At 68.9% G+C, this 22,118-nt stretch carries 24 protein-coding genes; 13 read left to right on the top strand and 11 right to left on the bottom strand.

Translation table 11 applies throughout. The features are described 5' to 3' along the window. Positions 1 to 21 precede the first annotated feature (21 nt). Entirely contained in the window at positions 22 to 696 is a 675-nt protein-coding gene (locus NO360_RS08675) for a TIGR00266 family protein (protein ID WP_256307394.1), read from the bottom strand. A gap of 166 nt (positions 697 to 862) precedes the next feature. On the opposite strand from NO360_RS08675, the gene NO360_RS08670 reads away from it, so the two are divergent. Both NO360_RS08670 and NO360_RS08665 read left to right on the top strand, forming a co-directional pair. Further along, complete coding sequence (locus tag NO360_RS08670) at positions 863 to 1,579, top strand: metal-dependent hydrolase (protein ID WP_256308509.1); 717 nt, start codon at positions 863 to 865, stop codon at positions 1,577 to 1,579. 101 nt (positions 1,580 to 1,680) lie between these two features. Continuing rightward, positions 1,681 to 2,079 carry an OsmC family protein gene (locus NO360_RS08665; protein WP_256307393.1) on the top strand — a complete coding sequence of 133 codons (399 nt, stop codon included), beginning with the start codon at positions 1,681 to 1,683 and terminating at the stop codon, positions 2,077 to 2,079. 45 nt (positions 2,080 to 2,124) lie between these two features. Here NO360_RS08665 and NO360_RS08660 read toward each other — a convergent pair whose 3' ends face one another. From NO360_RS08660 to NO360_RS08650, 3 genes are all read right to left on the bottom strand, one after another. Further along, complete coding sequence (locus NO360_RS08660) at positions 2,125 to 2,298, bottom strand: hypothetical protein (protein WP_256307392.1); 174 nt, start codon at positions 2,296 to 2,298, stop codon at positions 2,125 to 2,127. A gap of 190 nt (positions 2,299 to 2,488) precedes the next feature. Next, positions 2,489 to 3,079, bottom strand: a complete 591-nt coding sequence (locus tag NO360_RS08655; protein ID WP_256307391.1) for a DJ-1/PfpI family protein — start codon at positions 3,077 to 3,079, stop codon at positions 2,489 to 2,491. Positions 3,080 to 3,152: 73 nt separating this feature from the next. Further along, entirely contained in the window at positions 3,153 to 3,968 is an 816-nt protein-coding gene (locus NO360_RS08650; RefSeq protein ID WP_256307390.1) for an HAD-IIA family hydrolase, read from the bottom strand. A gap of 178 nt (positions 3,969 to 4,146) precedes the next feature. Between NO360_RS08650 and NO360_RS08645 the strand changes: the two genes are divergently transcribed. Then, positions 4,147 to 4,938: a GTP cyclohydrolase III gene (locus NO360_RS08645; protein WP_256307389.1), complete on the top strand. Its 792-nt coding sequence runs from the start codon at positions 4,147 to 4,149 to the stop codon at positions 4,936 to 4,938. Between the two features lie 216 nt (positions 4,939 to 5,154). Here the strand turns inward: NO360_RS08645 and NO360_RS08640 are convergent, their stop codons facing one another. Then, on the bottom strand, positions 5,155 to 5,340 hold the full coding sequence (locus tag NO360_RS08640) for a hypothetical protein (protein ID WP_256307388.1): 186 nt from the start codon (positions 5,338 to 5,340) through the stop codon (positions 5,155 to 5,157). A 127-nt stretch (positions 5,341 to 5,467) separates the two neighbouring features. Here NO360_RS08640 and NO360_RS08635 point away from each other — a divergent pair, with 127 nt between their 5' ends. Both NO360_RS08635 and NO360_RS08630 read left to right on the top strand, forming a co-directional pair. Next, positions 5,468 to 6,556: an NADH:flavin oxidoreductase/NADH oxidase gene (locus NO360_RS08635; protein ID WP_256307387.1), complete on the top strand. Its 1,089-nt coding sequence runs from the start codon at positions 5,468 to 5,470 to the stop codon at positions 6,554 to 6,556. A 75-nt stretch (positions 6,557 to 6,631) separates the two neighbouring features. Beyond that, a complete protein-coding gene (locus NO360_RS08630) occupies positions 6,632 to 7,771 on the top strand; it encodes a DUF7547 family protein (protein ID WP_256307386.1) in 1,140 nt (379 codons plus the stop codon). 39 nt (positions 7,772 to 7,810) lie between these two features. Here NO360_RS08630 and NO360_RS08625 read toward each other — a convergent pair whose 3' ends face one another. Beyond that, positions 7,811 to 9,235, bottom strand: coding sequence for a PQQ-dependent sugar dehydrogenase (locus NO360_RS08625; protein WP_256307385.1), 1,425 nt, complete (start codon positions 9,233 to 9,235; stop codon positions 7,811 to 7,813). A gap of 150 nt (positions 9,236 to 9,385) precedes the next feature. On the opposite strand from NO360_RS08625, the gene NO360_RS08620 reads away from it, so the two are divergent. The 6 genes from NO360_RS08620 to NO360_RS08595 all read left to right on the top strand — a co-directional run bounded on the left by NO360_RS08620 (position 9,386) and on the right by NO360_RS08595 (position 16,588). Further along, positions 9,386 to 10,324 carry an ABC transporter ATP-binding protein gene (locus NO360_RS08620; RefSeq protein WP_256307384.1) on the top strand — a complete coding sequence of 313 codons (939 nt, stop codon included), beginning with the start codon at positions 9,386 to 9,388 and terminating at the stop codon, positions 10,322 to 10,324. After that, entirely contained in the window at positions 10,321 to 11,082 is a 762-nt protein-coding gene (locus tag NO360_RS08615) for an ABC transporter permease (RefSeq protein WP_256307383.1), read from the top strand. Before NO360_RS08620 ends, NO360_RS08615 begins: the two co-directional genes overlap by 4 nt. 41 nt (positions 11,083 to 11,123) lie before the next feature. Further along, on the top strand, positions 11,124 to 11,783 hold the full coding sequence (locus NO360_RS08610; RefSeq protein ID WP_256307382.1) for a bifunctional 4-hydroxy-2-oxoglutarate aldolase/2-dehydro-3-deoxy-phosphogluconate aldolase: 660 nt from the start codon (positions 11,124 to 11,126) through the stop codon (positions 11,781 to 11,783). Between the two features lie 76 nt (positions 11,784 to 11,859). Then, positions 11,860 to 12,324: an Lrp/AsnC family transcriptional regulator gene (locus NO360_RS08605; RefSeq protein ID WP_256307381.1), complete on the top strand. Its 465-nt coding sequence runs from the start codon at positions 11,860 to 11,862 to the stop codon at positions 12,322 to 12,324. Positions 12,325 to 12,636: 312 nt separating this feature from the next. After that, positions 12,637 to 14,133: a proton-conducting transporter transmembrane domain-containing protein gene (locus NO360_RS08600; RefSeq protein WP_256307380.1), complete on the top strand. Its 1,497-nt coding sequence runs from the start codon at positions 12,637 to 12,639 to the stop codon at positions 14,131 to 14,133. Next, positions 14,123 to 16,588 (top strand): DUF2309 domain-containing protein, encoded by a 2,466-nt coding sequence (locus tag NO360_RS08595; protein WP_256307379.1) that lies wholly within the window; start codon positions 14,123 to 14,125, stop codon positions 16,586 to 16,588. Before NO360_RS08600 ends, NO360_RS08595 begins: the two co-directional genes overlap by 11 nt. Before the next feature lie 105 nt (positions 16,589 to 16,693). On the opposite strand, the gene NO360_RS08590 is transcribed toward NO360_RS08595, so the two are convergent. The 5 genes from NO360_RS08590 to NO360_RS08570 all read right to left on the bottom strand — a co-directional run bounded on the left by NO360_RS08590 (position 16,694) and on the right by NO360_RS08570 (position 21,140). Continuing rightward, positions 16,694 to 18,406, bottom strand: coding sequence for a PH domain-containing protein (locus NO360_RS08590; protein ID WP_256307378.1), 1,713 nt, complete (start codon positions 18,404 to 18,406; stop codon positions 16,694 to 16,696). A gap of 1 nt (position 18,407) precedes the next feature. Beyond that, on the bottom strand, positions 18,408 to 18,875 hold the full coding sequence (locus tag NO360_RS08585; protein ID WP_256307377.1) for a PH domain-containing protein: 468 nt from the start codon (positions 18,873 to 18,875) through the stop codon (positions 18,408 to 18,410). Between the two features lie 11 nt (positions 18,876 to 18,886). After that, entirely contained in the window at positions 18,887 to 19,342 is a 456-nt protein-coding gene (locus tag NO360_RS08580; RefSeq protein WP_256307376.1) for a CopD family protein, read from the bottom strand. A gap of 165 nt (positions 19,343 to 19,507) precedes the next feature. Next, positions 19,508 to 20,191 carry a YqjF family protein gene (locus NO360_RS08575; RefSeq protein ID WP_256307375.1) on the bottom strand — a complete coding sequence of 228 codons (684 nt, stop codon included), beginning with the start codon at positions 20,189 to 20,191 and terminating at the stop codon, positions 19,508 to 19,510. Positions 20,192 to 20,291: 100 nt separating this feature from the next. After that, a complete protein-coding gene (locus NO360_RS08570; protein WP_256307374.1) occupies positions 20,292 to 21,140 on the bottom strand; it encodes an inositol monophosphatase family protein in 849 nt (282 codons plus the stop codon). 121 nt (positions 21,141 to 21,261) lie between these two features. Here NO360_RS08570 and NO360_RS08565 point away from each other — a divergent pair, with 121 nt between their 5' ends. Beyond that, the gene (locus NO360_RS08565) at positions 21,262 to 21,777 is read left to right on the top strand and encodes a macro domain-containing protein (RefSeq protein ID WP_256307373.1); all 516 of its coding nucleotides are present in this window, start codon (positions 21,262 to 21,264) and stop codon (positions 21,775 to 21,777) included. Between the two features lie 19 nt (positions 21,778 to 21,796). Beyond that, on the top strand, positions 21,797 to 22,003 hold the full coding sequence (locus NO360_RS08560; RefSeq protein WP_256307372.1) for a DUF8145 family protein: 207 nt from the start codon (positions 21,797 to 21,799) through the stop codon (positions 22,001 to 22,003). Positions 22,004 to 22,118: the final 115 nt, after the last annotated feature.

Raw genomic sequence — 22,118 nt, 5'->3', positions numbered from 1 at the left:
GGATCCTCGCCGCGGTGGCGGTCAGTTGCTCGACTGCGTCGGCAGTTGCGGGGCGAGCCAAGAGATGAACGCGTCTGCGCTCCGCGACTGGAGCCAGACCGTCCCCGACCCGTCGAACTCGCAGACCAGCCCCTCGCCGCTCGCGAGGGTCGACCGCAGGCCGCCGACGCGGCGCACCGAAAACGTCAGCGAGTCCTCGAACGCGACGATGTGACCCGTGTCGACGACGAACGGCTTCTCCTCGGAGACCTCGACGGCGTGGATCGCGCCGTAACTCGACAGGAACAGCGGTCCGGTGCCGCTCACCTTCAGGAGGAACAGCCCCTCGCCGCCGAAGAACGTCCGCCCGCCGCCGAACTCTGTGTCGACATCGAGGTCGGTGGTCCCGGCGAGATACGAACCGGACTGGACGTACACGGTCTCGTCCTGCAAGTCCAGGTGCGTGACGTCGCCCGGGAGCGGCGGCGCCAACTGCACGTCGCCGGCGGCCTCGGCCGTGAACGTGTTCTGGAAGAAGCTCTCGCCGCCGAGGGACCGCTTGATCGACGAGAGGAACCCGCCCGTGGCGGCCGTCTCCATTCCGATCGTCGTGTCGTGCGACACCATCGCCCCCGCCTCGGCGCGTATCGATTCGTCGACGTCGAGCGAGACGGTCAGGAGGGCGAACGACGGCTGATACTCGATCTCGAAATCCATAGGTGAAAAATGTCGTTTGAGAATAAATACGTATGCAGTGGGTGTCGCCGCGTTCGCACGGGCGCAGATGCGTGTGCGGACCAACTCACAGCGGCCGCTGCCCCTGCCCTCCGCCGACAGTACGCTTTATTGTCGTTCCAGTTGAACGTGCGAACGGACGATGACGATGGAACTCACTTGGCACGGCCACTCCACGTGGCACGTCGACGTCGACGGTACGACCTTTCTGATCGACCCGTTCTTCGACAACCCGATGACCGAGATCGCCGCCTCGGACGTCGAGACGCCGGACTACCTGCTCCTCACGCACGGTCACGCCGACCACATCAGCGACGCCGGCGCGTTCACGGACGCGACGGTCGTCGGCGTCCCGGAGATGACCGGCTATATGGAGTCCGAGATCGGCTTCGAGGACAGCATCGGGATGAACATCGGCGGCACCGTCGAGTGCGGCGACGCCTTCGTGACGATGCACCGCGCGGATCACACGAACGGGCTCAACACGGGCTACGAGACCAGCCTCGGTATGCCGACCGGGTTCCTCCTCAGCGACAAAAAGCCGACGCAGGAGTCGGACGCGGACGCGACGACGTTCTATCACGCCGGCGACACCGGGCTGATGTCCGAGATGAAGGACGTCATCGGGCCGTATCTCGAACCGGACGCGGCGGCGCTACCCGTGGGCGATCACTTCACGATGGGGCCGGTGCAGGCCGCCATCGCCACGGACTGGCTGAACGTGGATCACGTCTTCCCGATGCACTACGACTCGTTCCCGCCGATCGAGATCGACACCGACGACTTCGTCCGCGAGGTAAAGGCGACCGGCTCGTCGGCTGAAGTCCACGTTCTCGACGGCGACGAATCGTTCACCTTGGAGTAGCGAACGGTCAGCGTCCGCGCCGTCCGTCCCCCTCGTAGATCGGGGCGAAAACGACCCGGTAGCCAACCTTTAGGACGGTCCCGCCCCTCGGTTCCGACAGAATGAGCGACATTCAGACTTCGACCGTCAGTGACGCGGGTTTCGCGAGCACCAGCCAGGTGGGCGACTTCGAACTCACCATCGACGCGACCGACGAGGAGGGGCCGAACCCCAACGCGGTCCTCGTCGCGGACTACGCCGCCTGTTTCCTGCCGGCGTTCCGCGTCGGCGGCCAACAGCGCGGTCACGACGACCTCGGCAAGATCCAGATCGACGCCGACGCCGACCTCGACGACGACGACGACCTCGAATCGATCAGCTTCGACATCTACGTCGAGGCCGACCTCGACGGGGAGACGTTCGAAGAGATCCTCGACCGAGCAGAGGGCATCTGCCACGTCCACTCGGCGCTCCGCGAGGAACTCCACGCGGACGCGACGGTCCACGGCGACGCGTTCTAGACCGACCGGTCGCCGGTTCGGCGTCGAGCGGTTCGAGAGAAGAGTTCAGCGCCGGTGATACGCCCGGTAGCTCATCGCCTGCCCGTCGGCGATGATCACGTCCCGGCCCTCGGGGTCGGGCAAGGCATCTTCTTCGACTTCGTCGTGTGAGACGTACGGTTCGGCCGGCTCCGAGACGTCCTCGGAGTAGACGTACGGACTGTTCGGCTGACTCTCCATACAGGGAGGAACGCGCCGATAGTATATAAAGGTTTGTCAGACGTTACCACACCACTAGATTTGTCCCCTGCTCGCACTCGGTAGCCACCAGCAGTTATCGGCCGGGTCGACGCTCAGCGACGACATCTCAGGGCGTGCTCGGCGACGACATCTCAGGACACGGTTCGACGATGCGGGCGTCGCGGGGCGCCTAATCGTCGGCGACGGCCGGCTCGCCCGTCTCGATTTCGGTCCCGAGCAGGTCGAGGAACGCCGCCAGCCACTCGGGGTGGTCGGGCCAGGCCTGTCCGGTGACGAGGTTGCCGTCGACGGTGACCTCGTCGACCCACGAACAGCCCGCCGCCTCGACCTCGGCGCGGACCGCGGGGTACGCCGTCATCTCGTACCCGTCGAGGACGCCCGCCGCAGCCAGGATCTGCGGGCCGTGACAGACCGCCGCGACCGGCTTGTTCTCCTCGAAGAAGTGCCTCACCGCGTCGAGGACCTCGTCGTACGTGCGGAGGTACTCCGGGGCCCGACCGCCGGGGACGACGAGCGCGTCGTACGCGGCCGGATCGATCTCCTCCATCGTCGCGTTCACCTCGAAGTCGTGCCCGCGGGTTTCGAGGTACGTTTGGTCCCCGCGGAAGTCGTGGATCGCCGTTTTGATCGTGTCTCCGGCCTCCTTGTCCGGACAGACGGTATCGACCTCGTGGCCGACCATCTCCAGGGCCTGGTACGGTACCATCGTCTCGTAGTCCTCGCCGAAGTCGCCGACGATCATCAGGATCTGTTTACCCATCGTTTTACCTCGTTGAACACTTCGTCGCCGTATCAATAACTATTGTTGCTCACAGTCTGTCGGGTCTCGCCGATCAGGACGTCGGGAGGTCGTCGAGGACGGACTCGAGTCCCGCCAGCGAGTCGAGCACGTAGTCCGGTTCGATCGGCGAAGCGTCCAGATCCGCCGCGCCGGTCACGCCGGTCAGAACGAGCGCCGTCGTCATCCCTGCGCGTTCACCGAGCGCGATATCGGTGTCGAGTCGGTCGCCGACCACGAGGACGTCCTCCGGCGGGAGTCCGAGTCGGTCGAGGGCCATCCGCCGCGCGGTCTCGCCGGGCTTGCCGAGGACGACGGCCGGGTCGCGACCCGCGACGTTCGCGATGGCGTCGATGATCGCGCCCGACCCCGGCGCGTCGCCGTCGGCCGCGGGGATGACGACGTCGGGGTCGGTGCCGAGGAAGGTGACCGTTCGATCGTCGAGGACTCGCAGGCACCGCTGGAGGGTCTGATAGGAGAACGCTCTGTCGACGGAGGCGACGAGCACGTCGGGGGTCGGCAGATCGAACGAGTCGCCGCCGAGTGGATCGACCGACAGGCCCGCCGACCGGAGCAGGTCGACGAGTCCGGACTCGCCCACGACGGCGATCCGGTCCTGCGAGTGGTGCTCCGAGAGGTAGCGCGCGGTCACGGATCCGGCCGTGAGCACGTCGCTCGGATCGACGGCGACCCCCGCCCGGTGGAGTCGGCGCTCGTACGCCTCGGGCGGTTTCGTCGGGTTGTTGGAGACCAGAAGTCGACGAAGACCGACTGCGTCGACGGCGCTGAGGCCGGCCTCGGCGCCCCCGATCGGTTCGTCCCCGCGCACCAGCGTGCCGTCCACATCGAAAATGACCCCGCGAACACCCATCGAACCCCCTAGGGGCGAGGAGGTGTTGAACGTGGCGGGCGGGGTCGCGTCCCGGTCCGCCCGAGCGTGGTGTGTGACCAGTGCTCATCGACCGCGTTCAGTCTTCCATCACAGAACTGAGAAGGCAAACTGATCTGATACGGAAAGAGGCATATATGCGAGGTCCCAGGGAATGGATGTGACGAACTCCCAGCTCACTCTCGTTCAGATCGACAATTATGGGCCGTGGACCGTGACGCCGGAACCGCGACGCGAGATGGACCTCCAGACGCTCCAGTCTCGGCTCTTCGCCGATCTGGCCCAGTTCGTGGGGAGCCGCGACGGCTACGTCTTTTTCACCCGGTTCGACAATATGGTCGCGATCACCAACGGCCTCGACGCCGACGATCACAGGCTCCTCCAGGAGTCGATCGGGAACCGCTATCCCGTCACGATCAGTCTGGGAACCGGCATCGACGCGTCGCCCGTCGAGGCGCTCGAAACGGCCACTGCGGGGCTCCAGCACGCCGGATCGGCGCAGGACGGCGACCGCCGCGAGGTGCTGTCGGGAGGCTACCTGTCAGGACCTGAACGAACGAGTTCCGACGTTCAGATCGCCCACTTCGACGTCAACGACGCGACCGGGAAGTACACCGATCAGCTCAACGAGTTCGATTCGTTCATTCAGATCGAACAGGGGTACGCGACGCTGATGCGATACCTCCGGGAGGAGTACGGCGCACTTTCCTTTTTCGTCGGCGGCGACAACATCATCTCGATCTGTCCGGCGATGGACGCCGCCGACTACCGCGACGCCATCGATCACGTCGAAGCCGAGGCGGGCGTCGAACTCAAAGTCGGCGTCGGCATCGCCGCGGACCCACACACCGCCGGGATGGACGCGAAACACGCGCTCGAAACGTGTCGCCACGAGGGCACGGTCGTCGAACTGAGCCGTCCCGTCGACGGCGTCGAGGTCGCGACCGACTGAACTCGGCCGGGGCTGGTCGAATCGCGAACCGACAGCCCCTCGGGACGTCGGTTGCAGGAACGTCGAAGGAGCGTCGGGACCCGGAGTCCTCCCACCGCCTTCGTTCTTCGGCGAGACAGTCCGTCACCGCTGCGGTTACCTCGAAGGCGACACGCCGACCGTCGACTCGGCGGTGCGACGAGTCCGATCGACGGCGACCGGTCGTCGCTCCCGCCGTTACCGCTCTATCGACGCCGTCAGGTCCGCGTCGATAGAAATCCAGCCGTCGGCGTTTCCGTCCTCCGTGAAGACAACGCGGTCCGGCGACGATCGGAGGGCCGAGACGGGCGGCGCTGCCGGCCGCGACTCGCTTTCGGCCCGTCGGTTCGTGTGTTCCCGATCGACGACATCCGTTCCGTCCATTGAGAGAGTGTGGCTCTGGGTCGGATAAAACGCTTTTGGTCTACCTAAAATCGGAGGGTCGTCGGAGAACTCCCCTCGCCGTTCCGGGGACGCCAAGCGTATACTCGCTCGGGACGAGGAGCCGACGATGACCGATTCGCTCTTCACGCCGCTGCGACTCCGCGGGACGGAGATCCCGAACCGCGTGATGGTCTCGCCGATGTGTCAGTACTCCGCCGAGGACGGGTTCGCGACGGAGTGGCATCGGGTCCACCTCGGGAGTCGCGCGGTGGGCGGCGCGGGGGTCGTGATGGCCGAGGCGACGGCGGTCTCGCCGACCGGCAGAATCTCGCCGGGCGACCTGGGAATCTGGTCGGCGGACCGCGCCGACGCCCTGTCGAACACGGTCGAATTTGTGCGCGAGCAGGGGGCGATCCCCGGAATCCAGTTGGCCCACGCCGGACGCAAGGCCAGCGTCGAGCGCCCTTGGGACGGCGGCGGTCCCATCCCCGAAGAAGCGGGCGGCTGGGAGACGCTCGCGCCGAGCGCGAACCCGTACCCGCACCCGGAGGGAGACACGGTTCCCACCCGGGCGATGACGCGAGACGATCTGGATCGGGTGACCGCGCAGTTCCGCCTCGCGGCGGAGCGCGCGCGGGACGCCGGGTTCGGAATCGCTGAGATCCACCTGGCGCACGGTTACCTCCTCCACGAGTTCCTCTCGCCCGTCACCAACGACCGGGACGACGAGTACGGCGGCTCCTTCGAGAACCGCGCCCGCTTCCCGCTCGAAGTCGTCGAGGCGGTCCGGGAGGTCTGGCCGGACGACCAACCGGTGTTCGCACGGATCTCTGCGACCGACTGGCTGCCCGACCGGCCGTCGTGGGATCTCGACGACTCCGCCCGGCTCGCGCCCCTGCTCGCCGAGGCGGGCGCGGACCTGATCGACGTCAGTTCGGGCGGCATCCACCCCGACCAGCGGGTCCCCGAGAGCGGCCCCGGCTACCAGGTCCCGTACGCCGAACGGGTGAACGAGGCCACCGACGCCGCGGTCGGTGCCGTGGGCGGAATCACGACGGCCGAGCAGGCCGATCAGCTGATCCGAAACGGTCGCGCGGACCTGGCGGTCGTCGGCCGCGAGCACCTCCGGAACCCGTACTTCACGCTGGAGGCGGCGCACGAACTCGGCGTCGACGTCGACTGGCCGAAGCAGTACGAGCGCGGGCGCTTCCGCTGAGCGGTCGCGGAGCCGCGGGGAACCGATCCCACCGCAGCGCACACCCTTTTGCCCGCACGACCCCAAGGCTCCGATATGCCCCCTTCCGACGCCGACGACGACCTCCGTGATCAGGTGGAAGAACTCGAAGCGACGCTCGCGGAACTCAGGTCGGAGCTCCGTCGACGAGACGGGGACCGCGACGACAGAGCCGGAACGGGGCGAGGACCCGTCGGTCGCAGGCCGGCCGGCGAGCGCGCCCGCGACGCCGGGGAGGCGCGATCGCGTTCGACACCCGCTCGACCGCGGCCGCCGTCGCTCTCGGAGCTGTTCCGATTCACCGAGCAGTACACGCTGCCGACGCTCATCTCGACGCTCGAGGCGGCGATCCAGTCCCTGGAGTTGCTCCGCGGCGTCCTCCGACTCGCCGACCCCGAGCGGTCGGCGTTCGGTCCGGACAGCCGGTCCCAGCGATCCTCCGCGACGCGCTTGACGGACGGGGTGGCCGGCGTCGGGCGAGAGGCGGTCACCGGCGTCGGACGCGGTGCGGTCACCGGCGTCGAACGCGCCCTCTCGGAACTCCAGACGGCGTTATCGGAGTCCGAGTTCCCGGAGGACGATCCGTCCAGGGACCTGCTCGAAGACGCGCGTCGGCTCTCCGAGGAGGTGTCCGACCGGCTCGCCGAGGCGTCCGGAGAAGTGGACCGCGACCGGGGCTCTCGGCGTCCCTCGGACCACCGAGTGGATTCCGGGGGCGGCGCGTCGACCAGCGCGGACCGGAGCGACGGTTCCGGCCCCGTCGAAATCGACGTCACCGAGGCGGGAGCGGAGCGCGAACCCGACTCCGGCGACTCGGCGTCGCCGGCCGACGCGGCGGGCGATGACCGGAACGAATCAGATGCTCCGGACGTGGACGCGTCCGCGGGCACGTCGGAGATCGACGTCGAGGCTGAGCTGGCGTCGATCAAGGAGGAGGTCGAGCCGCGGGGCGGGGGCTCCGGAGCGGTCGACGCGGTCGCGGAAGACGAACCAGCGGAGACCGCGGACGGGGACGGAGACCGGAACGAAGCCGCAGCCGAGGACGCCGGCGACGCGGTCGAGGGCGACTCGGAGGACGAAACCGGTATCGACGGCGAGGGCGACACCGACGACGAAGGCGATACCGGAGACACCGACGACGAAGGCGACACTGACGACACCGGCGGCGCGGACGAAACCACTGACGTCGAACGCTGAGTGTGTCGAGGCGGCGGGAAAACGGGTCAGATGGCCGGCTCAGGGCGCGACGAGTCGGGCTACCCGTCCGGCGTTCCCCTCGCCGTCGCTCCCGTCGGTCGTGAGGACGTACACGTCGCCGTTCGGGTCGCGCCCGAAGCCGAGGACGAACCGCCCGAGGTCGGCGTCGCCGACGACCGGGACGGTGCGAATCGTCCACGGCGGTTCCGCGCCGGGATCGACGGCGAACAGTCGCCCCTGCGCCACGTAATCCGCGAACAGGTACGCGCCCCCGAGGCCGGGGACTGCTTCGCTTTCGACGACGACGCCCCCGATGATCGAGATGCCGCTGACGTCGTCGCCGTCGTGCGGGTACTCCGCGACGGGGTCGACGAACGGCTCGCCCGCGGGCGTCGCCGTCGGGCACGTCTCCGCGCGGAAGCAGTGCGCGCCCTCGCGGACGTTCCAGCCGTAGTTGCCGCCCGGTTCGAGCAGATTGAGCTCTTCCCAGGCGTTCTGTCCCACGTCGGCGACGTAGCAGTCCCGGCCGTGAAAGGAGAACCGCCAGGGGTTCCGGAAGCCCCAGGCGTACTGCTCGTCGCGACCCTCGCGGCCGACCAGCGGGTTGTCGTCGGGAATCGCGTACGGTTCTTCTCCGTCGCCGTCGACGCCGCTGCGGCCGTCCACGTCGATTCGGAGCACGCTCCCCAGGAGGTTCTCGGTCACGTCCTGCCCGTTGCCGCCCTCGACGGCGTCGTACCAGTCGTCGACGTGGCCCGTGCCGACGTCGTTCGCCCCGCCGCCGTCGCCGAACGCGACGTAGAGATGGCCGTCGGGACCGAACGCGACCGCGCCGGCGTTGTGGTTCGACTGCGGTTGCGGCACTTCGAGGAGGGTTCGTTCCTCGGCGTCGGCGGCGACGTCCGCGTCCGGATCGACGGTGAACTCCGCGAGGACGGCCGTGTGACTGTAGCCGCTCGGCGTTCCCGACCGGGCGGGCGCGCTGTACCTGACGTAGAGGCGCCCGTTGTCGGCGAAGTCGGGGTGCGGTGCGGTGCCGAGGAGGCCGCGTTCGCCGCCGAGGACGATCCGCTCTGTGAGGTCGAGAAATGGCGAGGAGCGCCGGCCGTCGTCGGTGACTTCCCAGATTCGTCCGTCGCGGTCGACGACGAACCGCCGGTCGGTGCCGGCGGGCGCGAAGAAGTCGAGCGGGGCCGCGAGTCCGGACGCCACCGGTTCGAGCGCGACCGCAGCGTCGTCGAGTTCGGGACGGGGACCGCCCGTCTCGCGCGGCGTCGGAATCCGCGGTTCGGTTCCTGTGTCGTCGGCGCCGGACTCGGAGTCGGACCTCATCTCCGTATCGGGCGTTTCCGATCCCGACGGACTCCCGGTCGCTTCGTGTCTCTCGAAGGTCGTACACCCGGCGAGCGAGGCGACCCCGGCGGCGAGGCCGGTCCGGAGGAATCGGCGGCGGCGACGGTCCATATCCGCACGACGGTCCCCGGGCACAAGGGCGATTCGGCCGACGCCGGGTTCGTGTCGGGCAGTCGTCCGGCGGGCGTCGAGCGGGTTCGCGGTCGGAGCCGACGAACCCGATCCGAACGGCTTACCACCCGACCGCCCCGACAGGGAGGTATGACAGGGGCACTCGTCGCCGACGGCGTGGAGAAGTCCTACGGCGACGTGACGGCGCTGGCCGGCGTTTCGATCTCCGTCGACGCCGGCGAGGTGTTCGGTCTGGTCGGCCCGAACGGCGCGGGCAAGACGACGCTGGTCCGCGCGCTCACGGGAACCACGACGACCGAGGGAAGCGTTTCGGTCCTAGGCGAGCGGCCGACCGAGGTCGCGAAATCCCGGATCGGACTCCTGCCGCAGTCGTTCTCGCCGGCCGCGCGGCTCACCGCGCGCGAACTGCTCGTGCAGTACGCCGGTCTCTACGACGACGCCCGCGACCCGGACGCCGTCCTCGCGGACGTCGGTATCGACGACGAGACGGCGGCCCAGTGGTACGAGACGCTCTCGGGTGGGCAGAAGCGCCGCGTCTGTGTCGCCATCGCCCTCGTGAACGACCCTGAGGTGCTCTTCCTCGACGAGCCGACGACCGGCATCGATCCGGCCGGCCGCCGCGACCTCTGGGAACTCCTGGAGGGACTCGCCGCGGACGGGACCACGGTGTTTCTCACCAGTCACTCGATGGCCGAGGTCGAACGGCTCGCCGATCGCGTGGGCTTCCTGAAGAGCGGTCGACTGGTGGCGGTCGGATCGCCCCGCGATTTGATCGAAACGCACGGCGGTCGGAGTCGGCTGCTCGTCGAGACCGACGCCGAAGCGTCCACCACCGAACTCACCGGACTCGGCTTCGCCGTCTCGGCGGCCGAGAGTCACCTCGTCGTCGAGGGCGTCGGACCCCGGAGGATCGGCGACGTCGTCGAGGCGTTCGAGTCCCGCGGCGTCGACTTCGACTCGCTGACGTGGAAACAGCCCGACCTCGAGGACGTCTATCTCGAACTCACCGGCGAGTCCTTCGACGGGAACGGCGACATCGCCGCCGTGGCTGAGGAGGGGAGGCGATGACCCGCCTCGGACGCGTTCGCGCGGAGTTCACGGCGTCTTGGCACGCGTTCCTCCGTCGCCGGACGGCGGTCTTCTTCACGTTCTTCTTCCCGGCGATCATCGTGGTGATATTCGGGGCGTTGGTACAGACCCAGCCGACCGGCGGGGGGCTCTTCGCGGAGCCGAAGGGCTACTACGTCGCGGGCTATCTCGCCGTCGTCGTCCTGTTCACGCCGCTCTCGCGGATCGGGAGCACCGTGGCGCGATACCGAGAGGGTCGCCGATTCGAGAAACTCGCGACGACGCCGCTGACCCGGAGCGAGTGGCTGTTCGCCCAGTCGCTCGTCAACGTCGTGGTCATCGGCATCGCCGCGCTCCTGCTTTTGGCGCTCTCGGTGCTCGTCACCGGGACCGCGCTGCCGACGACGCCCGCGACGCTGCTCGTCGTCCCGTTCGTCGCGCTCGGCGTCGCGCTGTTCTGCGGCCTCGGCGCGATCATCGGGCGGGTCGCTGACTCCCAGGACGGCGTTATCGCGGCCTCGAACGCCATCGCGCTCCCGCTGCTGTTCCTCTCTGAGACGTTCGTCACCCCGGATCTCCTGCCCGCCTGGTTCCGTCCCGCGCTCGAACTCTCGCCGCTGACCTACGTCGCCCGCGGGATCCGCGCGGTGACGTACGCCGACGCGACGACGGCCGCGCTCCCGAACCTCCTGGTGGTGGCGGTCCTCGCCGTCGCGTTCTTCGTCGCCGGCGCGCGCTCCGTCCCGCGGACGGACTGACGGTCGGATTTATCCCGACGTGGCCCGCACACTGAGGGGAGATGGGCACACTCGACGCGAGCCAGGAGATGCAGCGACTGGTGGACAGCGGCGTCGTCGCGGTGATGCGCGGCGCGGACGCGGACACGATCATCCAGGTGGCGGACGCGCTCGAAGCGGGGGGCGTCACGGCCTACGAGATCACCGCAGACAATCCGGACGCGATGGTCCTGATCGAGGAGGTGTCGGCGTCGTTCTCCGAGGGGGAGGCGATCGTCGGCGCGGGCACGGTCCTCGACAGCGAGACCGCCCGTTCGGCCATCGCCAGCGGCGCGGAGTTCGTCGTCGGTCCCACGGTCGACGAGGGCGTCGTCGAGACCTGCAACCGGTACGGGACGCTCGTTGCACCCGGCGCGCTCACCCCAACGGAGGCGATTACCGCCTACGAGGCGGGCGCGGACCTCGTGAAGATCTTCCCCGCGTCGTCGATGGGGCCGTCGCACCTGTCGAGCATCGCCGGCCCGCTGCCGCAGATCCCGCTGATGCCGACCGGCGGGATCGGCCTCGACAACGTCGCCGACTACGTCGACGCCGGCGCGGTGGTCGTCGGCGCGGGCAGCGCGATAATGGACGGCGAGGCGATCGCCGCGGGCGACTTCGAGGCGATCACCGAGACGGCTCGCGAGTTCAGGCGAGCGATCGACGACGCGCGTGAGCACTGAGGCACGCCGCGGTCGATAGCTACCGTCACGGCCAGCGAGGCGAAGTACCTTAGTCTGCGCCCCGCGAACGTCGAGTATGGCCGAACGGGAGATCGACGACGTCGACAGGGCGATCCTCCACGCGCTTCAGGAGGACGCGCGGAACATGTCGTCAGGTGACATCGCCGAGCGAACGGGGACGTCAGACAGCACCGTCCGCAAGCGGATTCAGCGACTCGAGAAGGACGGGGTCGTCAAGGGCTACAGCGCCGAGGTGGATTATCAGGCGTCGGGCTATCCGCTCCGAATGCTGCTCTTCTGCACCGCGTCGATCCCCGACCGCGGGGAGCTCATCCCGGAGATCCTGGAGATCGACGGCGTCGTCTCGGTCCAGGAGTTGGTCACCGGCGAGCAGAACCTCCTCGTAACCGTCGTCGGGCACACGGACGACGACATCACCCCCGTCGCGCAGGAACTGTTGGAGATGGGCCTGACCGTCGCCGACGAGGTGCTCGTCCGGAGTCACGAGACGAAGCCGTTCGGCGAGTTCGACCCCGACTGATTCTGACCGGTGTCGTCCCGTCCCGGCGACTGGGGGCGGGGATCACTAGAACGCCCGAATCGACGAGCGGAACGCAGCAACCGTCCGCAGCGCGTTGAGGACCCGTTTCTCATCGGTTTCCGAGATGAACTGACCGGCGACCGTCCGTAACGCAAAGAACATAATGTTCTATAATGTCCTATTAGAGAACGATCTGTTCAGATAAACAGATTTAATAGACGTTCTGTTCTACGATAGGCTGATTCGGTCGGATACCGTGCGAGGGAGCTTCGGATCGAAGCCCACGGCGTCTGACCGGCGACGAATTCGAGTATGACAGGAGAGAATCAGTCGACGACGATCGGAGAGTTGCCGAACGCTAATCCGGAGCGGACGACGCTCGTGCCGGTCGTGCTCACGCGACTCGTGTGGGGGCTCTGCGCTGTGAGTCTCGTCGCGGTCGGCGCGCGACTGCTGGGATGGTGGCCGGCGACCGTTGCACTCGGCGACGCCGTCGCGGTCGACGGACTGACGCTGTTGCTGTGGGTCGTCGTGACTTTCTTCAGCGGGATCGTCCACAGCTACTCGCGCCGGTATATGGCCGGTGACAGCGGGTTCGTGCGGTTCTTTACCAGAGTGTTCGCCTTCACGCTGGTCGTGATGGTGCTCGTCGCGGCGAACCACGCGGCGCTCTTCGCGGCCGCGTGGCTGGCGATGGGCCTCGTGATGGCCGATCTGATCGGGCACGTCCGCGAGTGGCCGCAGGCGGGGTCGGCGGCGAGTCTCGCCCGTCGGTACTTCCTCGCGAGCAGCGGCCTGCTGGGTCTCGCCCTGGCGGTCTCGTGGTGGCAGACCGGCGCGACGACCGTCGCCGGGATCGGTGCGTCGGTCGGGTCACTCCCGACCTCGACGGTGCTTCTCGTCTCCGCACTCCTCGTCCTGGCGGCGATGATCCAGTCGGCGCTGCTTCCGTTCCACACCTGGCTCCTCGCCTCGATGACCGCCCCCACCCCCGCGTCGGCGTTGATGCACGCGGGGTTCGTCAACGCGGGCGGGATTCTGCTGGTGCGGTTCGCCCCCGTCGTGACGGTGAGCCCGGAGGTACTGCTCGGGATCGTCGTGCTCGGAGCCGTCAGCGCGCTCGGCGGGAAGCTCCTGAAGTCGGTTCAACCCGACGTCAAGCGCCGGCTCGGCTGCTCGACGACCGGTCAGATGGGCTTTATGATTATGCAGGCCGGCCTGGGGTTCTTCGGCGCGGCGATCACCCACCTCATTCTGCACGGGTTCTACAAGGCCTACAAGTTCCTCTCGTCGGGGGCCCGGGTCGAACGGACGAGCCCCACGGCGGAGTCACACGGCGCCCCCCTCGGAGTCGTCGGCACGGTCGCGACGGTCCTGTCGGCAGCGGCCGGCGGGGCGGTGTTCGTGTTGCTCACCGGCAAGGGCGCGGGACTCGACACCGGACTCCTGCTGACGCTCGTCGTCGTGTTGACGACGCTGCACGCGACGCGGGAGACGATCGGACAGGCCGAGCTCTCGCCGGTGACCCGGGCGGCCGCCGTCCCGCTCGTGTTCCTCCCCGCGATCGCCGTCTACGGGGTGGTCTATCAGGCCGTCGGAGCCGTCCTGGCGGGGCTGCCAGTCGTCGCCGCGCCGGTACCGCTGACCCTGGGACACGGCCTCGTCGCCGCCGCGTTCGTCCTGGCGTACCTCGCGATCGAGACGGGAGTCCACCGTCGCAGCCGGCGTCTCTACGTGACGCTCCTGAACGCGTCCCAGCCGCCGACCGCGACGGTGCTGAATTCCACGGAGGACTACAATGAGTACTGAGACTGCGATTCACGACAGTATCGAACAGGCGTCGACCGCCGTGGGCCGCGTCTGGCCGCTCCACTCGTTCGTGACGGCCAACCCCCTCGCTGGCTTCGAGGACCGGCCCTTCCACGAGGCGGTGGCGCACGGCGAGCGGCTGTTCGGGGGCGACGGGTACCCGAGCGCCGCGGTCTTCCGCCGCGCGTGGGAGCGCGGCCAGATCGACCCGGAGATTCTCCGGGAGGAACTGGAACGGAACGGGCACGACGCCGACCCCGAGACGGCCCTCGACCGGATGTCCGCCGAGGCGGCCGCCGACGACTCGTCCGCCGATCCCGCCGAGTCCGAGACGACCCCGTCGGACCGTGTCGACAGCGTCCTGACGAAGTGGCTGGCCTCGTTCCTCGATCAGGGCCGCGCGGAGTGGCCGATGGCGGATCGCTCGGAGGGGTTCTACCGCGCGTTCCGTTCAGTCGGACGCCACGACCGGGAGATCCCAGACGCCGCGGCAGTCGGCGACCTCCCGGACGATCCGATCGAGACCCTGGCCGACCGCCTCGACGGGCACCGGCGGGACGAGTGGGTGGCGATCTTCGAGCATCACCTGACCGCCCTCCCCGGCTGGAGCGGCCTGATCAGACAGCGCGTCGAAGACGGCGACTCCTGGCAGTCGGCGCACCCGATCACGCTTCCCGGGTACCTGGCCGTCAGGCTGACGCTCGCCGACGCGTTCGGCGCGCCCATCGCGCCCGCAGCGGTCTCGGACGGGACCGCGGACGCTCCGGGCACGTCCGCCGGCGCCGAGGCCGACGGCGGCGTCCCGCTGGCCGAGGTCTGGCTGAACGCCTGGGAGGCGACGTACCGCGAGGAGTTGGTCGACGCCGTCGCCGAGGAGAGCGCCACCCGCGCGAGATCGGACGACGGCGACCGCCCCGACGCGCAGTTGGTCTTCTGCATCGACACGCGCTCGGAGGTCATCCGCCGGCACGTCGAAGCCACGGGCAACTACGAGACGCACGGCTACGCCGGGTTCTTCGGCGTCCCGATGCGCTACCAGGGATACGGCTCCGACGTCGGGGCCGACGCGTGCCCGCCGATCGTCGACGCCGCCCACCGGATCGAAGAGCGGCCGACAGACGGCCAAGATCACCGCCACGCGAGCCACGACCGGTGGACCCACGCGGTCGAGGCGGGCGAGGCGCTCCTCCACTCGCTCAAGTCGAATGCCGCGACGGCGTTCAGTTTCGTCGAGACGTCCGGAAGCGGGTACGGGGCGGCGCTCGCGGCCCGGACGCTCCTCCCTGGTGGCGTCCGCAACCTCCTGAACGCGGTCGACGAGCGGGTGCCGAACGCTCGGGAGTTCTGCCGCCAGACGCTCGAACGCGACGACGACTCCCACGGCGACCTCCCGCTGGGGATGGCGTTCGAGGAGCGCGTCGAGTACGCCGCGACGGCCTTCGAGCTGATGGGGTGGGACGAGTTCGCCCGCGTCGTCGCGTTCGCGGGTCACGCGAGCGAGACCTCGAACAACGCGTTCGGATCGAGCCTCGACTGCGGGGCCTGCGCCGGCAACCCCGGCGGTCCGAACGCCCGCGTCCTCGCGTCGATCTGCAACGACGACGCGGTGCGCACGGCGCTTGCAGCGCGGGGCATCGAAATTCCCGAGGACACCGTCTTCGTCGCCGCCGAGCACAACACCACGACCGACGAGGTGTCGCTGTACGACGATTCGGTTCCCGCCAGCCACGCGGACGACGTCGAACAGTTGCGCGCCGACCTCGCGACCGCCGCCGAGGGTGCGGCCGCAGAGCGCGCCGAATCGCTGAACGCGGACTCGTCGAACGCCGGGCGCGAGACGGCGCGTCGCGCCGGCGATTGGGCCGAAACCCGCCCCGAGTGGGGCCTCGCCGGCAACGCGGGGTTCGTCATCGGGCCGCGGGACCTCACCGCCGACCTCGATCTGAACGGGCGCGCCTTCCTCCACTCCTACGACTGGCGCGCGGACCCCGACGGCGACGCCCTGGAGGGCATCCTCACCGGCCCGATGGTCGTCACGCAGTGGATCAACACCCAGTACTACTTCGCCACTGTCGACACGGCCGCCTACGGGAGCGGCTCGAAGGTGACCCACAACCCGATCGGCAACGTCGGCGTGTATCAGGGCAACGGCGGCGACCTGATGCGCGGCCTCCCGCTCCAGTCGGTGACGGGGACGGACGGCGAACCCTACCACCAGCCGCTCCGGCTCTCCACGGTGATCCACGCGCCGGTCGACCGCGTGACCGACGTCCTCTCCGAGCACCCGACACTCACCACGCTCCTCGACAACGACTGGCTGTCGCTGACGGTCGTCGATCCGACCCGGGATCACGAGGCCTTCCACTACGAGGAGGAACTCTCGTGGACGGGGCTCGAAGCGGATGCGGAACCCGCTTCCCCGCAGCCCGCAGTGGCACCGCCCGCTGACGACTGATCCTGTCGGCCGTCCGTATTTCGAGACCTTCGCTGCGGAACGGTGACCGACTTCCGCACAGATTCCTGTCCGAAAGCACGATCCTGTCCGAAAGCACGAGCGCCGTCAGGGAGCGTCCGCGTCCCCGTCGGAGCGCGGGGTCCGTGCATCGTTGGCGTCGCCGTCGGCGCCTCCCGCCGGGTCGTCGTCAGTATGTCCCGCCGAATCGCCGTCGCTGTCGGCGTGTCCCGCCGGGTCGTCGTCGCCGTCGGCGCCTCCCGCCGAACTGTCGCCGTCGCCTCCGGAGGCCGCTCCGGACCGCGCGTACTCGTCCTCGAACCCGATCCCGGCGCGGCCGGCGCGGTAGGCGTCGACGGCCTGCCCGAGGCGCGACTCGAGTTCGTCCCGGAGTCGGTCGGCCGTCGCATCCGACACGTCGACCGCGGCCGCGTCCTGTCCGCCCAGCGAGAGCGAGCCGGCGGTGTCGACCGTGACGGTCGCGAGGCCGAGTCGACGCTGGAAGACGCTTCGGGAGTCGATGACCGTCTGGATCCGGTAGTAGGGAACGATCTTCGTCTCGCGCCGCAGCACGCCGTTCCGCGTGACGACGTGGTGATCACCCAGCCAGTGTCCACGGTGACGCCACGTCAGATGCGCGAACAGGGCCGCGAGCGGAACCAGGAGCAGCGGGGGCCACCACGGTACCGGCAGCGACAACAGCGAGCGCGCGGCGGCGAGTATCCCCGTCAGCACGCCCACCACGAGGAAGTAGCGGACGAGGTACCGCCGCCGCGCCCGGCGCGGGGGGCGCTCGAAGTCGACCTCGCCGACGGGTTCGAGTTCCTCGACCAACTCCAGGACGTGCTCGCGTTCGGCCAGCGGGATCGCCGCCTCCGAGCCCCGCGATCCGGTCGAACTGCCGGGCGTGTACCCCGCCGTCTCGATGTACAGCGTCGCGTAGCCGAAGTGCCGTTTCAGCGGGTTGTCGGCGACCGTCAGCGTCTGGATCTTGTCGAACGGGATCGACCCGTCGTAGCGCTGGAGGAGCCCCCGCTCGTACTGGAGTTCGTCGCCGGAGCGGACCAGTCTGAAGTCGTAGTACTCGACGATGGCGGCGGCGGCACCGACGACCCAGGAGACGACCGCGACGGCGAGGAGGAGCGCGCCGGCGACGACGACCAGGGCGACGCCGGGAATCGACGAGAGATACGTCGAGATGACGGTCGATCCGACCGTCGAAACCAGGAGGAAGAGAATACCGGGAACGCGGAGGTCGACCGACAGGGCGCCGAGGATCGCCAGTTCGCTCCGGTCGAGCGCGAACAGTTCGGTCGACTCGGGTTCGACCGCCGCCCGCTCGGCGTCTTCGCCTTCCGCGTCCGCCGACGCGCCCCGCTTCAGTCGCGCGAGTTCGCGCTGGAGGCGCTTTGCCTCCTCGAATGTGACGTACCGGAGCTGCGCCTCCGTCTCGCCGCCACCGGCGGTCTCGAACGAGACGACGGCGATGCCCAGCAGACGCTGGATCACGTTTCGCGAGATGTCGACGTTCTGGATCCGCCGGATCGGAATCTCGCGGCTCCGACGCGAGAGGACGCCGGAGTCGATGTCGAGGGTGTCGGCGGTGAGTTCGTACTCGAACCGTCGGACGTACGCCGTCTCGTAGCCGACGAGTGCGAGCGCCGCCACGCCGGCGACGAACAGCAGGGCCAGCGGTCCCGCGGGACCGAGGAACGGGAGGTTGACGCCGCCTCCGAGCAGGAAGGCGAGCGCGACGGCGAGGCCGCCGCCGCGCTGGAGCACGCGGTAGGGGACCGACAGCGGCGAGAGCGAGCGGGGCATCTCAGACGGCGTCCTCGCCCTCCGAGCGGATCGCCAGCCGTTTCAGCCGCTCCCGGAGGTCGTCGGCGTCGCTCGGCGTGAGTCCCGGCACCGAGACGTCGGCCCCGCGCGAGCCGGCGGTGTAGACCACGGTGCTCGCGAGGCCGGCGAGCCGCTCGGTGGGCGAGCGGGCGGTGTCGACGTGCTGGATGCGAACGAACGGGACGACCGTGCGGACCTTCGTGAGGACGCCGCGTTCGAGATACAGCGAGTCCTCGCGGACCTCGAAGCGCCACGCTCGGTACCGGAGCACCGCGGACAGCGTCCCGAGTCCGGCGAACGCGACGAAGACGGCCGCGGGTGCCCACCCCGGGAGCCACGCCGGGTCGGCGACGCGACCGGCACCGAAGACGATGCCGGCGAGGACCGCGGCCGTCAGGACGGCGCGGCCGATCCAGAGCCATCGGATGCGGGAATCGAGTCGATTCATCTGATCGGTCACTAGAGCGTGAGCCCCGAGGCGAGCAGTCCCGCGTCGACCAGCAGGAGAATGCCGACGACGGCTGCCGCGCGGAAGATCGTCGTGACCTCCGCCGCCGGCGTCCGGACGCGCTTCTCCTGCAGCCCGTCGACGAGGCGGCTCCGCCCGACCTCGACGAGCGCGGCGAGGACCAGCCAGAGCGCGAGCATCGCGAGGACGAGGTGCCCGCGACCGGTGCCGGTGAGGCTCTCGACGGTGTAGCGCGTGCCGGCGAGGTGGCCGCCGGTGAGCAACATCACGACCGATGCGCCGCGGGAGAGATAGACGAGCCGGTCGGCGATCGTTTCCAGCGGGGCGGCGTCCAGCGCCCCCTCGACTGCGGCGGGGAGAATCGCTCCGGCGACGAAGACGACGCTGCCGACCCACAGCGCCCCCAGGAGGACGTGTAGAGTCGTCATCACTGTGTCGACTACCATAGCGGGCAGAAAGGACCGACGGCGCTTGAAACCCCGCGGTTCGGTCGTGGGATTCGCGTGAGGATCAGGTGCGGACCGAGACTGGCCGAGCAGAGACGAACCAACGCACGTCCAACGGATGCCAACCGATGCACGCCGAACAGAAACGGACCGACGCGCCCGTCGCTATCGGACGCGGCGGAGTCGACCCGCGGTCACTTCCGTTCCGGGAGCGTAGTGGGCGATCGGGTCGCCGTCGGGGCGGTCGAACCCGTTCGCCGCGAACAGCGTGTTCGACTCGATGTCCACCTCGGCCGTTGCGAGCGGCCACGGCGGGTGAGAGATGTCCCCGTAGTACAGCCGGTTCCCCGCGGTGTAGAACCGGTAATTCTCCGTCAGGAAGTGGTCGAGCGTCCCGGGTTCGGGGGCCGTCGGCTCCTCGCGCGGGCGGTACGTCCCCGCGAACCGCGCCGGCGGAGCCCCCGGATGGGTCCGTCGGCTCCGCAGCGTCACCGCGTCGTCCTCGCGGCGGACGCTGATCTCGGCGCGGAAGTAGGGGAGTCGGAAGAGCCGTCGAGCGACGGCGACGCCGACCCGGTCGTCCGCGTCGAGGTTGAAAAAGTACACCGCGTGATCGTCGCTATCCGGTCGTGTCACGTAGGTCCGCAGGTTCAATTCCGGAAACGACAGGCCGAACGGGGCCCCGCGGGGGCGGATGTCTTCCATCACGAAACCGACGACGCCGAGCCACGCCGCGCCGTCGTAGGTCGCCACCTGCAGGTCATCGGGGAGCCGAGACGACACGACGTCCGGGTCGACCGGCCAGTGTGCGAACAGGGCGTCGGTCCACCGCATTCGAAGGACGTCCATAGGAGAACCTTAGTCCCCGAGGCACTTCCGACTTCTCCGCACGGGTCCGGAGGCCGCCTCGGGTTTCGATCGGAGTTGGTCTACGTATACGACCGGCCGCCTACGACAGCGCCTCGCTCGCCGCCTCGACCAGCTGGTCGCATTTCTGGCGGTCCGGCGCCGCGACGTAGAGGCCGCCCACGCCGGTCGCCGCTCCCACGTCCGTGACTTCGGTGAGGTCGTCGCCGTCGCCGTCGATCTCGAACACCCGACGAACCACGCCGCTCTCCTCGGCAAGCAGCGCGCCGGCGTACTGCTCGTAGACGTCCGGGCGGTAGGCGACGAGTCCGTCGAGTCCGCCGCGGGCCAAGAGCCCCCAGTCGACGCAGGGCGACCAGGTGTTGATGACGCGTTTGCAACGGGCGTCGACGGCCGACTCCATCGTCCCGGCGACCGCGCGGTGGTCGTCGTCTCGGACCGCCGGGAGGCCGACGACGAACGAGACGGTCCCCTGCGGCAGCGAGCGGTCGCTCGCGGCGGCCAGCGACTCGCCGTCGGCGGTCGCACCCTCGCCGCGCCGCGCGAGATACAGCGAGTCCGGGAGCGGTTCGTAGATCGCCGAGACGAGCGGGCGGCCGTCCGCCAGGACGCACGCCGCCGTCGCGAACGCGGGGATGCCGGCGGCGAAGTTGTTCGTCCCGTCGAGGGGGTCGACGACCCACTCGTAACGGTGGTCGCCGTCGCGGCCGGACTCCTCGCCGTGGACGGCGTGGTCCGGGAACGCCTCTTCGATCACGGCGAGCGCGCGTTCTTCGGCGACCCGGTCCGCCGCCGACTTCACGTCGTCGGTCCCGTACTCGGCCTCGATATCGACGTCCCGGAACGCGTCGGCGAGGTAGTCGCCGCCCGCGCGGACCGCTCGCGCGGCGACCGCCTCCAGAAGCGGGGGCTCGACGGAGCGTGCGTTCATAGTCGCCAAAGAGGTCGTGCGTGAAAAGAACGGTTCGGTTCGATGTGGGTCGGTCCTCGCCGATCGACCCCCAAGGGCTTCGCGGCCGAGGTTTTTGTCGACGGACGACCAAACCGACGCTATGGACTTCACCGTCGTACAGGGGGACATCGCACAGCAGTCGGCGGACGCGCTGGTCAACGCCGCCGGGACGAGCCTCCAGATGGGATCGGGAGTCGCCGGCGCGCTCCGGCGTGCCGGCGGCGAGGCATTGAACCAGGCGGCCGTGAGGAAGGGACCGGTCGACCTCGGCGGCGTCGCCGTCACCGACGCCTACGACCTCGACGCCGAATACGTGATCCACGCGGCCGCGATGCCGCACTACGGCGACGGCGAGGCGACCGCCGAGAGCATCCGCGATGCGACCCGTGCCAGCCTCGAACGCGCCGAGGAACTCGACTGCGAGTCGCTCGTGGTCCCGGCGCTCGGTTGCGGCGTCGCCGGGTTCGACCTCGCCGAGGGCGCTCGTATCATCGCCGAGGAGATTCAGGCGCACGATCCCCGGTCCCTCGGCGACGTCCGGTTCATCGCCTACAGCGGATCCGGCTACGAGACGGTCTCGCGCGTCGCCGACGAGATCCGTTCGACTCGCGAGTGAAGCGCGACCACTGCCACCGATGAACGTTCCAGACGATGCGCCGGCGACCTGTCCCGTGTGCGACGCCGACTACGATTCGGTCTCCGAACACGCCGCGGGGTTGATGGTGAACCTCCTCGACAACGATCAGTACCGGCGTGTCTGTTTCGACCCCGTCCTCGTCGGCGGCGAGGCGCGAGTCCGGTTCTACCACCACACCCACTCGCAGGCCGAGCCTGACCGCTGATACAATCTCGGATCCGTGACTGTGAATATATCCGACAAATACATCACTTTTCGCCGAGATTGATTGTATAATTTTTCTGATTCCGTAGATAATTTGAACTGATGGAATTAGACGG

It is taken from the genome of Halobellus litoreus, from assembly GCF_024464595.1.
GTDB classification, from domain to species: domain Archaea; phylum Halobacteriota; class Halobacteria; order Halobacteriales; family Haloferacaceae; genus Haloquadratum; species Haloquadratum litoreum.
The sequence above is the reverse complement of the archived record's forward strand: the minus strand, read 5'-3'. Positions and strand labels throughout refer to the sequence as shown.

What these genes read in the sequence shown, in the direction of transcription:
- NO360_RS08625 (WP_256307385.1), bottom strand. Translation starts at nt 9,235, where the DNA reads ATGGACCGTCGCCGCCGCCGATTCCTCCGGACCGGCCTCGCCGCCGGG.
- NO360_RS08635 (WP_256307387.1), top strand. Translation starts at nt 5,468, where the DNA reads ATGACCGATTCGCTCTTCACGCCGCTGCGACTCCGCGGGACGGAGATC.
- NO360_RS08605 (WP_256307381.1), top strand. Translation starts at nt 11,860, where the DNA reads ATGGCCGAACGGGAGATCGACGACGTCGACAGGGCGATCCTCCACGCG.
- NO360_RS08560 (WP_256307372.1), top strand. Translation starts at nt 21,797, where the DNA reads ATGAACGTTCCAGACGATGCGCCGGCGACCTGTCCCGTGTGCGACGCC.
- NO360_RS08595 (WP_256307379.1), top strand. Translation starts at nt 14,123, where the DNA reads ATGAGTACTGAGACTGCGATTCACGACAGTATCGAACAGGCGTCGACC.
- NO360_RS08590 (WP_256307378.1), bottom strand. Translation starts at nt 18,406, where the DNA reads ATGCCCCGCTCGCTCTCGCCGCTGTCGGTCCCCTACCGCGTGCTCCAG.
- NO360_RS08640 (WP_256307388.1), bottom strand. Translation starts at nt 5,340, where the DNA reads ATGGACGGAACGGATGTCGTCGATCGGGAACACACGAACCGACGGGCC.
- NO360_RS08580 (WP_256307376.1), bottom strand. Translation starts at nt 19,342, where the DNA reads ATGGTAGTCGACACAGTGATGACGACTCTACACGTCCTCCTGGGGGCG.
- NO360_RS08575 (WP_256307375.1), bottom strand. Translation starts at nt 20,191, where the DNA reads ATGGACGTCCTTCGAATGCGGTGGACCGACGCCCTGTTCGCACACTGG.
- NO360_RS08675 (WP_256307394.1), bottom strand. Translation starts at nt 696, where the DNA reads ATGGATTTCGAGATCGAGTATCAGCCGTCGTTCGCCCTCCTGACCGTC.
- NO360_RS08630 (WP_256307386.1), top strand. Translation starts at nt 6,632, where the DNA reads ATGCCCCCTTCCGACGCCGACGACGACCTCCGTGATCAGGTGGAAGAA.
- NO360_RS08665 (WP_256307393.1), top strand. Translation starts at nt 1,681, where the DNA reads ATGAGCGACATTCAGACTTCGACCGTCAGTGACGCGGGTTTCGCGAGC.
- NO360_RS08655 (WP_256307391.1), bottom strand. Translation starts at nt 3,079, where the DNA reads ATGGGTAAACAGATCCTGATGATCGTCGGCGACTTCGGCGAGGACTAC.
- NO360_RS08600 (WP_256307380.1), top strand. Translation starts at nt 12,637, where the DNA reads ATGACAGGAGAGAATCAGTCGACGACGATCGGAGAGTTGCCGAACGCT.
- NO360_RS08670 (WP_256308509.1), top strand. Translation starts at nt 863, where the DNA reads ATGGAACTCACTTGGCACGGCCACTCCACGTGGCACGTCGACGTCGAC.
- NO360_RS08660 (WP_256307392.1), bottom strand. Translation starts at nt 2,298, where the DNA reads ATGGAGAGTCAGCCGAACAGTCCGTACGTCTACTCCGAGGACGTCTCG.
- NO360_RS08610 (WP_256307382.1), top strand. Translation starts at nt 11,124, where the DNA reads ATGGGCACACTCGACGCGAGCCAGGAGATGCAGCGACTGGTGGACAGC.
- NO360_RS08585 (WP_256307377.1), bottom strand. Translation starts at nt 18,875, where the DNA reads ATGAATCGACTCGATTCCCGCATCCGATGGCTCTGGATCGGCCGCGCC.
- NO360_RS08570 (WP_256307374.1), bottom strand. Translation starts at nt 21,140, where the DNA reads ATGAACGCACGCTCCGTCGAGCCCCCGCTTCTGGAGGCGGTCGCCGCG.
- NO360_RS08615 (WP_256307383.1), top strand. Translation starts at nt 10,321, where the DNA reads ATGACCCGCCTCGGACGCGTTCGCGCGGAGTTCACGGCGTCTTGGCAC.
- NO360_RS08650 (WP_256307390.1), bottom strand. Translation starts at nt 3,968, where the DNA reads ATGGGTGTTCGCGGGGTCATTTTCGATGTGGACGGCACGCTGGTGCGC.
- NO360_RS08620 (WP_256307384.1), top strand. Translation starts at nt 9,386, where the DNA reads ATGACAGGGGCACTCGTCGCCGACGGCGTGGAGAAGTCCTACGGCGAC.
- NO360_RS08565 (WP_256307373.1), top strand. Translation starts at nt 21,262, where the DNA reads ATGGACTTCACCGTCGTACAGGGGGACATCGCACAGCAGTCGGCGGAC.